This window comes from Candidatus Comchoanobacter bicostacola, from assembly GCF_024172705.1.
Taxonomy (GTDB): domain Bacteria; phylum Pseudomonadota; class Gammaproteobacteria; order Comchoanobacterales; family Comchoanobacteraceae; genus Comchoanobacter; species Comchoanobacter bicostacola.
In genome coordinates this window covers 309,524-322,869 of record NZ_CP092900.1, presented here as the reverse complement: position 1 = coordinate 322,869, position 13,346 = coordinate 309,524, and the positions used below count along the sequence as shown (strand labels likewise).

General features: G+C 39.4%; 11 protein-coding genes and 1 tRNA gene. All 12 read left to right on the top strand.

What is annotated here, in order from left to right; translation table 11 throughout:
- The 12 genes from MMH89_RS01570 (at position 1) to MMH89_RS01515 (ending at position 13,309) form a co-directional block, all read left to right on the top strand.
- On the top strand, positions 1-507 hold the full coding sequence (locus tag MMH89_RS01570; protein WP_258568627.1) for a hypothetical protein: 507 nt from the start codon (positions 1-3) through the stop codon (positions 505-507).
- A 6-nt stretch (positions 508-513) separates the two neighbouring features.
- A complete protein-coding gene (locus MMH89_RS01565) occupies positions 514-2,055 on the top strand; it encodes an AarF/UbiB family protein (RefSeq protein WP_258568626.1) in 1,542 nt (513 codons plus the stop codon).
- Positions 2,043-3,338: a TolC family protein gene (locus tag MMH89_RS01560; RefSeq protein WP_258568625.1), complete on the top strand. Its 1,296-nt coding sequence runs from the start codon at positions 2,043-2,045 to the stop codon at positions 3,336-3,338. Before MMH89_RS01565 ends, MMH89_RS01560 begins: the two co-directional genes overlap by 13 nt.
- Positions 3,304-4,392: an efflux RND transporter periplasmic adaptor subunit gene (locus MMH89_RS01555; protein WP_258568624.1), complete on the top strand. Its 1,089-nt coding sequence runs from the start codon at positions 3,304-3,306 to the stop codon at positions 4,390-4,392. The genes MMH89_RS01560 and MMH89_RS01555 overlap by 35 nt, the downstream gene beginning before the upstream one ends.
- On the top strand, positions 4,379-5,029 hold the full coding sequence (locus tag MMH89_RS01550) for an ABC transporter ATP-binding protein (RefSeq protein WP_258568623.1): 651 nt from the start codon (positions 4,379-4,381) through the stop codon (positions 5,027-5,029). Before MMH89_RS01555 ends, MMH89_RS01550 begins: the two co-directional genes overlap by 14 nt.
- A complete protein-coding gene (locus MMH89_RS01545; RefSeq protein WP_258568622.1) occupies positions 5,026-6,114 on the top strand; it encodes an ABC transporter permease in 1,089 nt (362 codons plus the stop codon). Before MMH89_RS01550 ends, MMH89_RS01545 begins: the two co-directional genes overlap by 4 nt.
- Positions 6,115-6,141: 27 nt before the next feature.
- Positions 6,142-7,341, top strand: a complete 1,200-nt coding sequence (locus MMH89_RS01540) for an acetyl-CoA C-acyltransferase (RefSeq protein ID WP_258568621.1) — start codon at positions 6,142-6,144, stop codon at positions 7,339-7,341.
- Entirely contained in the window at positions 7,341-9,254 is a 1,914-nt protein-coding gene (locus MMH89_RS01535; RefSeq protein WP_258568620.1) for a 3-hydroxyacyl-CoA dehydrogenase NAD-binding domain-containing protein, read from the top strand. Before MMH89_RS01540 ends, MMH89_RS01535 begins: the two co-directional genes overlap by 1 nt.
- Positions 9,255-9,326: 72 nt before the next feature.
- The gene (typA, locus tag MMH89_RS01530) at positions 9,327-11,141 is read left to right on the top strand and encodes a translational GTPase TypA (protein ID WP_258568619.1); all 1,815 of its coding nucleotides are present in this window, start codon (positions 9,327-9,329) and stop codon (positions 11,139-11,141) included.
- Positions 11,142-11,182: 41 nt separating this feature from the next.
- On the top strand, positions 11,183-12,859 hold the full coding sequence (gene argS, locus MMH89_RS01525) for an arginine--tRNA ligase (RefSeq protein WP_258568618.1): 1,677 nt from the start codon (positions 11,183-11,185) through the stop codon (positions 12,857-12,859).
- Positions 12,859-13,194, top strand: coding sequence for a hypothetical protein (locus tag MMH89_RS01520; protein WP_258568617.1), 336 nt, complete (start codon positions 12,859-12,861; stop codon positions 13,192-13,194). The genes argS and MMH89_RS01520 overlap by 1 nt, the downstream gene beginning before the upstream one ends.
- 38 nt (positions 13,195-13,232) lie before the next feature.
- Positions 13,233-13,309: transfer RNA gene (locus tag MMH89_RS01515), tRNA-Met, on the top strand.
- The last annotated feature ends 37 nt before the right edge of the window (positions 13,310-13,346 follow it).

Below are 13,346 nucleotides of genomic sequence, written 5' to 3'. Positions count from 1 at the left end.
ATGTTTATTCTACCCCATCATCCTGAAATATTATCCTTTCTCGAAAAACACGAAGGAAAGACTCTCTATATTTCAACCACGCCAAGTTCTCTTACACAACATGTAGTGATTTGCTCTAAGGGTTTACAATGTATTGCATACCACCCATCTCCTTCATTAACACTTACCCTCGACTTATTAAGCAAAAAACCTAAATTATTACCAAAAATAAAATTTTCAGGAGATGCTGGATTGGCCATTGATATTAAAAAGCTCATTAAATCAACCCCGATACTTTGGGAAGACCTGCTAGCCAGTTACTTACCCCATACGATTTTTAGCAGTGGACAATTACTCAAGTCGTTCCTTAAAAAAAGCTGCTCTGGGGTTCAACAAGAAGGATATCATCGAACCCGTCACTATTTGGATGAACATCAACTTGCTGTCACACATCGTGAGCACAATAATCAGCATGAAGAAATAATGCAACTACACCATAAAATCAAACAGATAAATAAGCAGAACTAACCGACTATGATCCAAAACATTACACGAACACTAAGAATTTTATCTATCCTCTACACCTATGAAATTGACCAGTTAATATTTCCTAAGATTCTACGTCTCTCATATTTTACACACTGGTTGGTCCCTAAAGAGATTAAAACAATGACACGAGATGTGCGTTGCTTTCACGCATGTATTCAGCTTGGCCCCTTATTTGTTAAACTTGGGCAATTAGTCTCCATACGGCAGGACCTTTTTCCAGATGATATCACAAACACACTGACTCAATTACAAGATAAGACACCACCTGCAGATTTTCAGGCCATACAAACACAAATAGAAAGTGCACTTAATAAAAGCATTGACCAGGTTTTTAGCCAAATTAACCCCATACCCATTGGCTCCGCATCAATAGCACAAGCCCATGCAGCACAACTTAATAATGGTAAATCAGTTGTAATAAAAGTTTTAAAACCCAACATCAAAAAAGAAATTAAACGAGATCTTAAATTACTCAACTTCTTATGCAGATTTATCAAACACAAAGCTATTGCTAAAACGCTACTTCATGAATACGAACTCACACTCATGCACGAGCTTAATCTTTACCAAGAAGCCAGCCACTATTCTCAAATGCGTCATAATTTCAGCCAGGATGAACGAATCTACATTCCTTATGTTTATTGGCAGTACTCCGCTACAAACATCATCGTACTTGAACATATAAAAGCCTCTAAGCTAGCTGATGTATTATCTAACCCTGAAGTCTGTAAAAAAGAACTTGCCTACACGGGTATCCAACTCCTATTCGAACAAGTATTTGAGCACCGCTTCTTTCATGCTGACATGCATCCTGGCAACTTATTCTTTGATACCACTAACCCGAACAAGCCCAAATATATATTAATAGACTTTGGAATCATCGGAATTCTATCACCTAACGACCAATATTACCTAGCAGAGTGTTTTTTAGCATTTTATCATAGAGACTATACTCGAATAGCACAACTCCATGTTGATGCACAGTGGGTCAGCCCTAATGCGAACATTATTCAATTAGAGCATGCACTAAGAGGCGTCTGTGAACCTTTACTTACACTCCCACTACAAGAAATTTCAATCGCGCATTTAATGCACGAGATTATAACAACCTGTAAAAAGTTTGATTTAAATATTCAGCCACAATTATTAATGCTACAAAAAACACTATTCCACACTGAATCCATTAGTCGCAAGCTCTATCCAGAGCTAAACATATGGCAAGCAGCAGCCCCTTATATTAAATCCTTTATGAAAAAGCGCGTCAGCATCCAATCTGGCTGGCACCACATGAAGCATGAACTCCCTCGAATTTTTTCTCAATCACCAGAAATACCCCGCTTGCTGCATGCTCATTTAAAACAAAAACCCCCTGCAACAACGAAAACAAGATCCTCAAGCCTATTCATCCTCGGGGTTACAGTGGGCTGTACGCTTAGCCTTACTACCCAATTGACAATTCCTATAGGCGCTTATATAATTACTCACACAATTATCATTATGATATTACTGAGACAATGGAAAGTATAAAAAAGAACAGCATTCTATACCTATTTAGCTGCATGACACTATCATCAGCGATACCTATTTCACTTCAAGACATGCTACAACATGTTCAAGCACTTAATGCAGATGTCCTGAGTTTAAACCTAGAAGAAAAAAAAGAAAATACTGCTAACATTTTTAAAAACAAACCACAAATCATTGATATTAAAAATCACTCAGACCCACTCAGCAACAAGCATGACTTATCTTCTAAAATAGCATGGTCTCCCTTCAAAAGATTAAAAATAGATGCTGATATCAGTACAAACATTTTCAACAATGAAATTGAGACTATATCCTATCAACTAAAAGCATCCATTCCGCTAACCCATCAAGAAACAGCCACACAACAGCATCTAAAAACGCTAAACAAACAGATCAGAGTACTTGACTACACATCAAACTCTGAAAAAATCATTTTATCTACCCTCAAAAGTTATCGAGCCTGTGTTGTTTCTCATCTAAAGCACCAAGTACAAACCTTGACCGTTCAACTATTACGAGAACAGTCTCAAATAGCACAATCCCAATTAACACATGGAGTTATCTCAGAGTATGAGCACAAAAAAGTACTCAATAACATACAAAAAGAAGCATTAAAAGATTGGGAGGCTGAATACACACTCAATAGCCAAATGAATCAATTAAAAGAAACAATGGGTATCCCCTACCACCAACCTATTGAGCTGGATGAAACGATACACTTTCATCAACCTGAGCATATGATTATTCCACTCGAGAACTACCTCCCATGGCAACAAGCAAACCTTGTCCATGAAAAAAACTTTTTAGAATCTGTTCCTGATCGGAATACTCCGGAATTAATGCTTGAAGGATCGATAGACCACACCGGGAAGTACAGCATTGGACTAAACTTTGTTCTCACCCCCCAAACAGCATCCGATCAACACCATCGAAAAGTCTACCCCTTAACGAAACAACAGCAGCAAATTAAAGCACAACAAGCCAAGCATCTCCACACTGCACAACTCGACAAACAATACTTCCAAACATTGCTATTAAATGAAAAACTCAAACTCTCCGCAGAAGAACTACAACTGGCACAAAGTAATCTTCAAGCTGCGCACACCCAATTTAAATACGGCCAAATTTCTAACTCAGAGTTAGTTAGAGCGACTATAGAACTTAGAGATCAATACAATTCAACCCTCGAACTCCAGGCAGAATATGCCAATGCTATTGATGACTTTTATCAGACTTCAGGAAGGTTCCATGAAATTATCAACTATATTACCGCTACCCGTTAAACTACTATTATTAATAGTAACCGCCCTAATTAGCCAAGCAAGTAACACGCCTTACATCGTTCAGACATCCAAGGTAAACAGCATAGAATCATACAGTGGTGAGATTCATGCAAGCCAATGTACTGAACTCCAACACCCTCATGATGCCATCCTAATACCGCTTGTTCCATTTGGCTCATTCGTTCAGCCCAACACACCTATATTTGAAATCAAATCGTCCAGTTTGAAAACAGCATTAATCAAATCTATATATGATCACAATCAAAATATAATGAACTTTGAAATTGAAAAAAATACCTTTGCCGCACAAAAGGAGTTATTTTCACTTGGGTCTATTTCTGCCAACAAATGGATAGAAGCTAATAAAGCCTATAATCAAGCCAGCTATAATTTATTCCATAGTACACAAACACTCAACAAAAACCTTGAGCACTACCATCTCCCTGATTCTAAAAAAGATGAATTAAGCACATTACCCTTATCTGAGCTCTCTCAATATATTGATCAAGAGTTAACTGCATATATTTATGCACCGACAAGCGGTACCTTAATATCTGAAAACACGCCCTTTAAAAACAATATCCATAAAGACACTGTCTTTGCTAAAATATTTAACAATGATGCATATTATATTGAGTTGTCTGTTGATGAATACGCACTGAATAAAATACAGCTCGAACAACTTGCTGTTATTACCCTTCTAGCCAGTAAAACAAAGCTTGATGGACATGTGACATCCATTAACCCCATACCTAAACCAGGGGCGAAACCTGCACGCTATAGCGTATACGTTGCAATTGATACTGAAAATAATGACACCACGGTATATACCTTTGGGATGCAGACTACTGTTGATATTGTTACTAGCACTCAATCTAAAGTAATGATTCCAATCTCTAGTGTTTTATACATCGATAATAAACCTATGGTGAAAAAATATAACCCCAAAAACCAAGTGATACTGATACCTGTTGAGCTGGGAAATACATCAGGAAATTATATCCATGCTCTATCTGGTCTAACAATAGGAGATCAAATCGTTGAGCCTAATTAAATTAACGCATGTAAGCGCTCATTATGATGTCTGCATCCTTCAAGATATCAATCTAATTATTGAACCTAATTCTTTTACCTCAATAACAGGTGACTCTGGAACAGGAAAAAGTACATTGCTAAACATCATTGGGCTACTGGCTCCACCCTGTAAGGGCCAGGTATTCATCTCACACACAAACACCCAGTTACTTTGCAACCGCAAATTAGCAAATATGCGCAACCAAACCTTTGGTTATATCTTTCAAAAGCCGCATCTAATTTCTCATTTATCACTCTATGAGAACATCATTCTTCCCACGACATATACACCTTATACAGACAATTTCAAAGACTATGCAATGCAACTTATTGAGATCTGTCAACTTGAACAACATCTTAAAACACCAGTCACATACTTATCATTGGGGCAGCAACAGAGAGTCTCAATCGCACGCGCACTAATTTTAAAACCTGAAATAATTATTGCCGATGAACCTACTGGTGCACTAGACCCAAACAACACTCACAGAATCATGCGACTATTAAGAGAGATGAACCCAACCTGCGCAATCATTATGAGCACCCACAGCCATCAACTCATCGCTAAAAGCGACCAACACTATCAAATCCACAATAAAAAACTGGTGAGCGTATGAGCTACTTTAAAGGTATGTACCATCGGTATATCTGGTTAACCGTGACGGCAATGGTCATTAGCTTTACATCGTTTATACTCACTGACTATTGTATTCTTAATACACGCGCCCAAATTAACCAACAGTTTGATCAATCACAACAGCACATCACTCTATATTTTCAGCATAAATCTAAAACAGTTCACTTTGAAAACTTCCTAAAACTACTATCTAATGTTCCTTACAAAAGTCTAATTCAAATACACAGTCAGGTATATAACATACAAAATGACCCTATCTTTATCTTCTCCGCAACCCCTAATCAGATTGACAAGAAAATGTATAGCGGTCGAGATCTTCATCCCAATGATATTGATCCTTACGGTGTTGTTATTATCGATCATCAAACACCTATCCAAAAACGAGAACCCATCATCATCAATGATACAGTCATCAAACCCATAGGCAAAGCCATGACACATAATGCTGCACACATTCTCAAGCCTTATGATTACTCCATGCAAGTTAGCCCGCTAACGTTTACAAGACTATTTGGCAAAACCCCACCTCAATCAATTATCATTACACCCGAAAACTCAAAAAAAAGCCATGAGGCTGAACAGATGATACGTGACTGTATCCGCAAATTTCATAATGAGTTTAATACACATATCATTGCACCCAATGATGTCACTACACTTAAAACTCAAACACTCAAAACCATTAATGCAGCCTCATTTGGACTGAAAGCCCTGATTGCTATACTTGCTATTGCAAGCTTAACCAATTTAAATGTATCCATTTACTCTCAGCGCCAACCAGAGTTTGCACTCAGACAAGCCATTGGTGCAAAACCTAGAGACATCATCAAGATGCTATTTTTAGAAACTTGGTCAATTTGTTTATTATCAGGTGGTATTTCAATACTCATAAGTCTAATGATTATCAGCAAAACCAATGCCCTTATGAACTGGGGTCATGGCATCTCTTGGCTAACACTTATTAAATCAATGAGTTTTATCACTTTTGTCAGCATGGTTAGCAGCTTTCTTCCTGCACAAAAAACTTTTACAATTCCGATTGCACATACGTTAAAAGGAGCATAAACTGAAATAATCAATGGATAGAACATCATGCATAAATGCTATATTGTTGACAGCAAACGCACGCCTAGAGGGATAGGAAAAGAGTCTGGAGGCTTACATACCGTCTCATCGTTATCATTATTAAGCCAAACACTCGAAGCTACGGTCCCATATGCGCTAAAACCATTTATAGAAGATTTAATCACTGGGTGTGTCATGCCCGTTGGCGAACAAGGAGCAAATATTGCACGCAGTGCTCTACTCCGCGCAAGCTTCCCAGACACAGTCCCTGGAATGCAAATAAATCGGTTTTGCTCATCCGGTTTGGATGCTATAGCTCTGTGTGCTAGCAAAATCATGGCTGGACAGCAATCTCTAAACCTTGCTGCCGGTATAGAATCGATGTCCCGAGTCCCTATGCTAAGTGATGGAGGTGCTCTAGTTGCTGACCCCTCTATTGCAATGCAGCACAACATTATCCCACAAGGAATTAGTGCTGATTTAATTGCGACTATTGAATCTTACACTCGTGAACAGCTTGATCAGTTTGCAGTCGATAGCCACAAGAAAGCCTTAAATGCGATTAAACGAAACTACTTGAAATCTATTATTCCAATTTATCACGCCTCTGGCATTGAAGCACTTACAAATGATGAAGTGCCAAGAAACTGCAATTCCAAGGCGCTAAGTTCACTACAGCCCAGCTTTGAACTCATTGGGAATATGGCTGGTTACAATGCGCTAGCACTCAATCAATATCCAGAGCAAAGTAAAATCAATCACCTCCATCACGCTGGAAACTCATCAGCATTAGCAGACGGTGCTACTGCTACACTTTTAGCTAGCGAAACTGCTATTCACCAACATGGATTAAAGCCACGTGCACAGATCATTGCCTTTGACCAAATAGGTACCGATCCAACTATTATGCTCACAGCTCCAGCAGCTAGCTGTAAAAGACTTTTAGAGAAATGTAAACTACACACCTCTGATATTGACCTTTGGGAAATTAATGAAGCTTTTTCTGCTGTCGCACTTAAGTTCATACAAGAGCTTAATCTAGAAGCTTCTAGAGTCAATGTAAATGGAGGTGCTATTGCTTATGGGCATCCTTTAGGAGCGACTGGGGGTATGCTAGTCGGAACCATTGTGGATGAACTCACACGTAGACAACTTAAACGCGGCGTAGTAACGCTATGTACAGCTGCTGGAATGGCAGCTTCAATGCTTATTGAGCGAGTTGAATAATGAATCATATACTGTATCAAGTCCAATCTAATGTAGCGATATTAACACTACAACAAAAAAACAAGTCCAATAACCTAATCACTGCTTCAGTATTTTCAGAACTTAAAAAATATATTTATCAAGCCAACCATGATGATAATATTCAAGGACTGATTATCACCAGTGGCTTTAATCATTTTTGCTATGGAGCTGATGTCGCATTTATTCAAAAATTAACGACCACACCTTTATCGACACAGTACAAGAAAATAATGGACATGCATGAAGTACTTATGGTGCTTACTGAGGGTAAACCCAGTGTATGTTTAATTAATGGTTTATGCTTAGGCGGAGGGTTAGAGATTGCATTAGCCACTCAATACCGTATTGGCATTATGAACACACAAATGCGACTCGGCCTTCCTGAGGTTAAAATCGGTTTAATCCCTGGACTCGGAGGAACTCAGAGACTTATCAGACTCATAGGTCTAGAGCATGCACTTCCTACACTATTAAAAGGAAATAATGTCCACGAAGACCAGGCATTACAATATCAACTAATTGATGCTCTCTCTAAAACAAAAAAAATAGCCATCACTCAATCCATCGCCTGGATAAAAAACCCAGAGACATCCAGAAAAAAACATTCAGTAAACCCTTATCGAAATCTACAAACATTCTCAGGCGCCTGCGCACTCATAAAAAAAGACACGCAAGGATGCTATACACATGTAGAAAACCTTATCCAATGTATTTATGAAGGCGCCTTGCTTCCATTACGACTTAGTCTTGAGTGTGAAGCACACTTTTTCTTAAAAACACTCAACAGCAAACAAAGCCAAGATATACTGAAAACCTTATTTTTTGATCGCATGGCCATAAGAAAGCATGCTAAATCCTGCGCTAAGAGGCATGCTATTGAACACTTAGGTATTATTGGCGGAGGGTTTATGGGATCGGCTATTGCTGCACACGCACTCGCAAATGGCATCCCCTGCACTGTTATTGAACAACCTAAGCGCATTACTCAAGTTACACAGACCCTACATGCATGCCTGCAAAACTACCCGCCCACCTCTGCTAAAATGAAAATAACAAGTGATATGAAGCAGCTAAGCAAAGCTGATGTCGTGATTGAAGCCGTATTCGAAAATATTGAACTCAAGCAAAGCATACTCAAAGAGGCTGAACAATACCTAAAGAAAGGAGCACTTCTAGCAACGAACACATCATCTATTCCAGTTGGCATCTTAGCACAAGCGCTAGAAAGCCCTCAGCAGTTTATCGGCATACACTTCTTTTCCCCCGTAAGGAAAATGCAACTGGTAGAAATCATTAGTAGCAAAAAAAGTAATATTGCAAGTCAACAAAAAGCATTAGCGCTCAGCATTCTATTGAAGAAAACGCCCATACTGGTCAAAGATATTGCTGGATTTTATACAACAAATGTAGCTATGGCATACGCCTCCTCTGCGCTTGACATGTTAAGCAAAGGCATTCCCGCTCATTTAATAGAAACTGCAGCACGGCGCATTGGCATGCCAACACCACCACTCCAGCTATTAGACGAGATCGGCATTGACGTGATTCATGGTATTATTCAGCAACAAAAAAGCTTAAGCCAAAAAGTGAACCCCCATGCTGAAAAAATTATCACCGAACTTTATACACAAAAGAGAATGGGCCGAAAGGAAAAGGCTGGATTTTATTCATATACCCCGTCACGCATACTATGGGATGGCATTAAACAGTGGGAAAAATTAGATCAGTCTTATGATATTGCAAACATTGAACATCAGCTATTTTCTGCACAAACGAATGCAGCAAAAGAGCTGGTAGAAACAGGAATAATAGATGCAGCCAGTGCAAATGTAGGCGCTATATTGGGACTTGGTTTTTGCCCATGGTCGGGCGGACCCTTACAAAACAATTAATTTTTAAAAAAAATCTGCACAAACTCATTAATCTCGCTATAATAACCACGAACATGAAATAGGAGCCTCCAAATGGCTGACAACTTAAGAAATATTGCAATTATCGCTCACGTTGACCACGGTAAAACCACACTGGTTGACCAACTACTCAAACAAACAGGTACACTCAAAGAAACGCCTGATGGAGGACTTGCTCTTGATTCAAACGATCTAGAGAAAGAAAGAGGTATCACCATTTTATCTAAAATTGCGAGCCTAAACTATAAAGACCATCAAATTAATTTAGTAGATACACCTGGACACGCAGATTTTGGCGGAGAAGTAGAACGTATCCTATCCATGGTTGATACCTGCCTATTAATTGTTGATGCGGCTGAAGGGCCTATGCCACAAACAAGGTTTGTTACTCGAAAAGCATTTGAACATGGTCTAAAGCCTGTAGTAGTCATCAATAAAATAGACAGAGATGGCGCGCGACCTGACTGGGTTATTGACCAAGTATTTGAACTTTTTGATCACTTAGGTGCATCAGATGAACAGCTAGACTTCCCTGTACTTTATGCATCAGCAATTCAAGGGATCGCATCTGACAACCTTGAGGATACTGCTACTGACATCTTTCCTATTTTAGACCATATTATTAATCATACACCCGCACCAAAAGTTAACCCTGATCAAGCATTCCAAATGCAAATATCAAGCTTGGACCATTCTTCATATACTGGAACTATCGGAATTGGCCGTGTTACGCGTGGAAGAATAACCCCAAATAGTCCGATTAAAGTTATAGACAGATCGGGCGATATTCGAGGTGGACGAATCTTGCAAATCTTATCCCATCATGGACTAACTCGTGTAGAAACCAACCAAGCAGTCGCTGGGGATATCATTGCTATCACCGGTGCTGGGGATCTAGATATTTCAGACACCTTATGTGACCCAGAGTGTATTGAAGCCCTGCCTGCGCTAAACGTTGATGAACCTACAATCTCGATGACATTCGAGGTCAATGGGTCGCCTTTTTCCGGACAAGACGGTGAATTTTTAACATCAAGACAAATAAGAAAACGTTTGACTGATGAAACACAACATAATGTAGCCTTGAAAGTAGCTGAATCCGATTCAAGCGAAAAGTTTCTTGTTTCTGGTAGAGGTGAGCTCCACTTATCCATTCTAATTGAAAATATGCGCCGTGAAGGATTTGAACTCGCAATCAGCAGACCGAAAGTTATTTTAAAAGAAATTGATGGTGTCATGCATGAACCCTATGAACTGGTTACATTGGATGTCCAACAACAACATCAGGGCGCGATCATTGAAAAACTCAATGCAAAAAGAGGTATACTACGAGACATGATTCCAGATGCTCATGGACGTGTCCGCCTCGACTACGAAATGCCTTCTCAAGGCCTTTTTGGCTTCCAAAATGAGATGATGAGTCTTACCCAAGGCACAGGTATTGCCCACCATGTATTCTTAGATTATCGACCTTACGTTAAAATCTCTGAACACAGTCGACATCATGGTGCCTTAATTGCGAATGCTGCAGGCCCTGCTACAACCTATGCCTTATACAATCTTCAAGGTCGTGGTCGAATGTTAATTAAACCCGGCGATCAAGTCTATGAAGGTATGGTGATTGGTTTACACAACCGTGACAATGACCTAGTGGTTAATATATGCAGAAACAAACAACTTTCAAATGTTCGTGCATCAGGAACTGATGAAAGCATGATCCTTACTCCACCTATTAAATTTACATTGGAACAGGCTATGGGCATGATTAACACCGATGAGCTGGTTGAAATCACACCTAAAAACATTCGAATCAGAAAGAAGTTTTTAAAGGAAAGCGACCGAAAGAGAGAGAGTAGAAGCAATAGCTAACCCTGACTTGCGGTATCTAAACTTTATGATACACTATTGACATGAATAATACGATCAAACAAATTTTAGGCACCGCATTGACTCAGCTCGGCTGGGATCAGCACGCACCAGTTATAGTCACCAAGACCAAAAATGCTGAGCATGGCGATTTTACTTCAAATATTGCGCTGGTGCTATCTAAGCATGTGGGCCTCCCCCCTATGAAGATTGCACGTAAAATACACGACGCAATTATTGATAGTGAGGTAACACGTATTGAAGTAGCTCCGCCTGGATTTATAAACTTTTACATTGCTAGTGATTTCACGGAAACCATCAAAAAAATCATCAACAATGACTCCGATTTTTTTCGTCCAAACATTGGAGAAAACAAAGCTGTTTATCTAGAATATGTATCTGCAAACCCAACGGGTCCGCTGCATGTTGGTCATGGTAGATCTGCAGCATACGGGTCTTCATTAGCAAAGATTTTGTCCAGCACTGGCTTTAAAGTCCATACTGAATACTATGTTAATGATGCCGGCTTACAAATAGATGTATTGACAACCAGTCTTTGGCTCAGAATCCTTGGATTAACACCACCTAAAGGGTGTTATACTGGAGACTATTTAGTTAATCTACCTACCAAGCCTGAATGGACTACTGCTGTCCCCCAGATTCTCGAATCACTTCTGCAAAAGTGGAATGAAGAAACTGCGACTGATTTAACACCTAAGCTGATTCAACTATGCAAAGATGCACTTGGCAAACATTATGATGAAGCAAAGCAATGGATTGTACACGAAATCACTACTCAAATTAAACAAGATCTTAAACAATTTGGTGTCGAATACGACCACTGGTTTCACGAATCTTCACTACTCGACAACAATGAACTTGAGCCAGTTTTAGACTTACTGAGTCAACAAGACGTCATTTATGAAAAAGAAGGTGCTCAATGGTTTAAGTCTACAAAGCATGGGGATGAAAAAGACCGTGTTATCAAACGCTCTAACGGTGTTTGGACCTACTTTGCAACCGACCTAGCTTACCATCACAAAAAGCTATCCAACCCAAACACACAGGTACTTGATATCTTTGGGGCAGACCATCATGGATACACACCCAGAATTAAATCCGGTATTAAAGCACTGGGGCATGATGAGCAAAACTTTAAAACTATATTAATACAGTTTGCCAACTTATACCGAGGAAAGACAAAGATTTCAATGTCTACACGTCAAGGGCAATTTGTCACCCTGGAGAACTTATATAAAGAAGTTGGAGTTGACGCTGCACGTTATTTTTACTGCATGCGGAAATCAGATCAACATTTAGATTTTGATCTGGAACTGGCCAAACAAAATAATAACAAAAACCCTGTCTACTACATCCAGTATGCCCACGCCAGAATCAAGAGCATTCTTGCAAAGAATGGACAGTATATTCCAAGCTCAAAGCACTTCCTGCATCCATCGGATACTGAGGTTGAGCTGCTTGACGCACTTGCAGAGTACCCTACTGTATTAATCAAAACAGCTCAAAGAAGTGAAGTCTATCAATGGACTCAATACTGTTACCGTATTGCAACCCATTTTCACCGTTATTATAACAATACACAAATCTTATCGGATGATTCTCAAGAACGATACCACCGCTTACTCATTTGTTTTTTAACCGCACAATGTTTATCCAAAGCACTAGAAAACCTTGGGATTAATGCACCGGAATCAATGTAATGTTCGCAACCATCCAAAATCTTGCACGCGCATGCATCTTCTGCACACTATGTGCAACCTCTGCATATTTTCTAACAGCCGACACATACTACTCAACTCAAGTCACACAGTGGCCAGAAAATCTAAACCCAGGATTTTATTTAGTACTAAACACAGACAAAATAGAACCAAATCTTGAAATAATGCACCAAAAAAGTGCAAAAAAGACCTATTTTGGACCTTCATACACTATCAAAGACAGCTATCAAAAATATAGCAAAATCAAATCATTACACCCAGGAATTCACCTAAACCTTATCAAGATAGACGACAAAGCCGCAAGCACCGACATTTAATCCTTGCAATATCAGTGTGGAAACGTATAATTAAGCACAGCGGGGTGGAGCAGTCTGGCAGCTCGCCGGGCTCATAACCCGGAGGCCGTAGGTTCGAATCCTACCCCCGCTACCAAAATGAATACGAACGAATGAAGCCCCGTATGGGGTTT

Coding starts and splice junctions, on each gene's coding strand:
- MMH89_RS01535 (WP_258568620.1), top strand. CDS start 7,341: ATGAATCATATACTGTATCAAGTCCAATCTAATGTAGCGATATTAACA.
- MMH89_RS01560 (WP_258568625.1), top strand. CDS start 2,043: ATGGAAAGTATAAAAAAGAACAGCATTCTATACCTATTTAGCTGCATG.
- MMH89_RS01520 (WP_258568617.1), top strand. CDS start 12,859: ATGTTCGCAACCATCCAAAATCTTGCACGCGCATGCATCTTCTGCACA.
- typA (WP_258568619.1), top strand. CDS start 9,327: ATGGCTGACAACTTAAGAAATATTGCAATTATCGCTCACGTTGACCAC.
- argS (WP_258568618.1), top strand. CDS start 11,183: ATGAATAATACGATCAAACAAATTTTAGGCACCGCATTGACTCAGCTC.
- MMH89_RS01540 (WP_258568621.1), top strand. CDS start 6,142: ATGCATAAATGCTATATTGTTGACAGCAAACGCACGCCTAGAGGGATA.
- MMH89_RS01555 (WP_258568624.1), top strand. CDS start 3,304: ATGAAATTATCAACTATATTACCGCTACCCGTTAAACTACTATTATTA.
- MMH89_RS01565 (WP_258568626.1), top strand. CDS start 514: ATGATCCAAAACATTACACGAACACTAAGAATTTTATCTATCCTCTAC.
- MMH89_RS01570 (WP_258568627.1), top strand. CDS start 1: ATGTTTATTCTACCCCATCATCCTGAAATATTATCCTTTCTCGAAAAA.
- MMH89_RS01545 (WP_258568622.1), top strand. CDS start 5,026: ATGAGCTACTTTAAAGGTATGTACCATCGGTATATCTGGTTAACCGTG.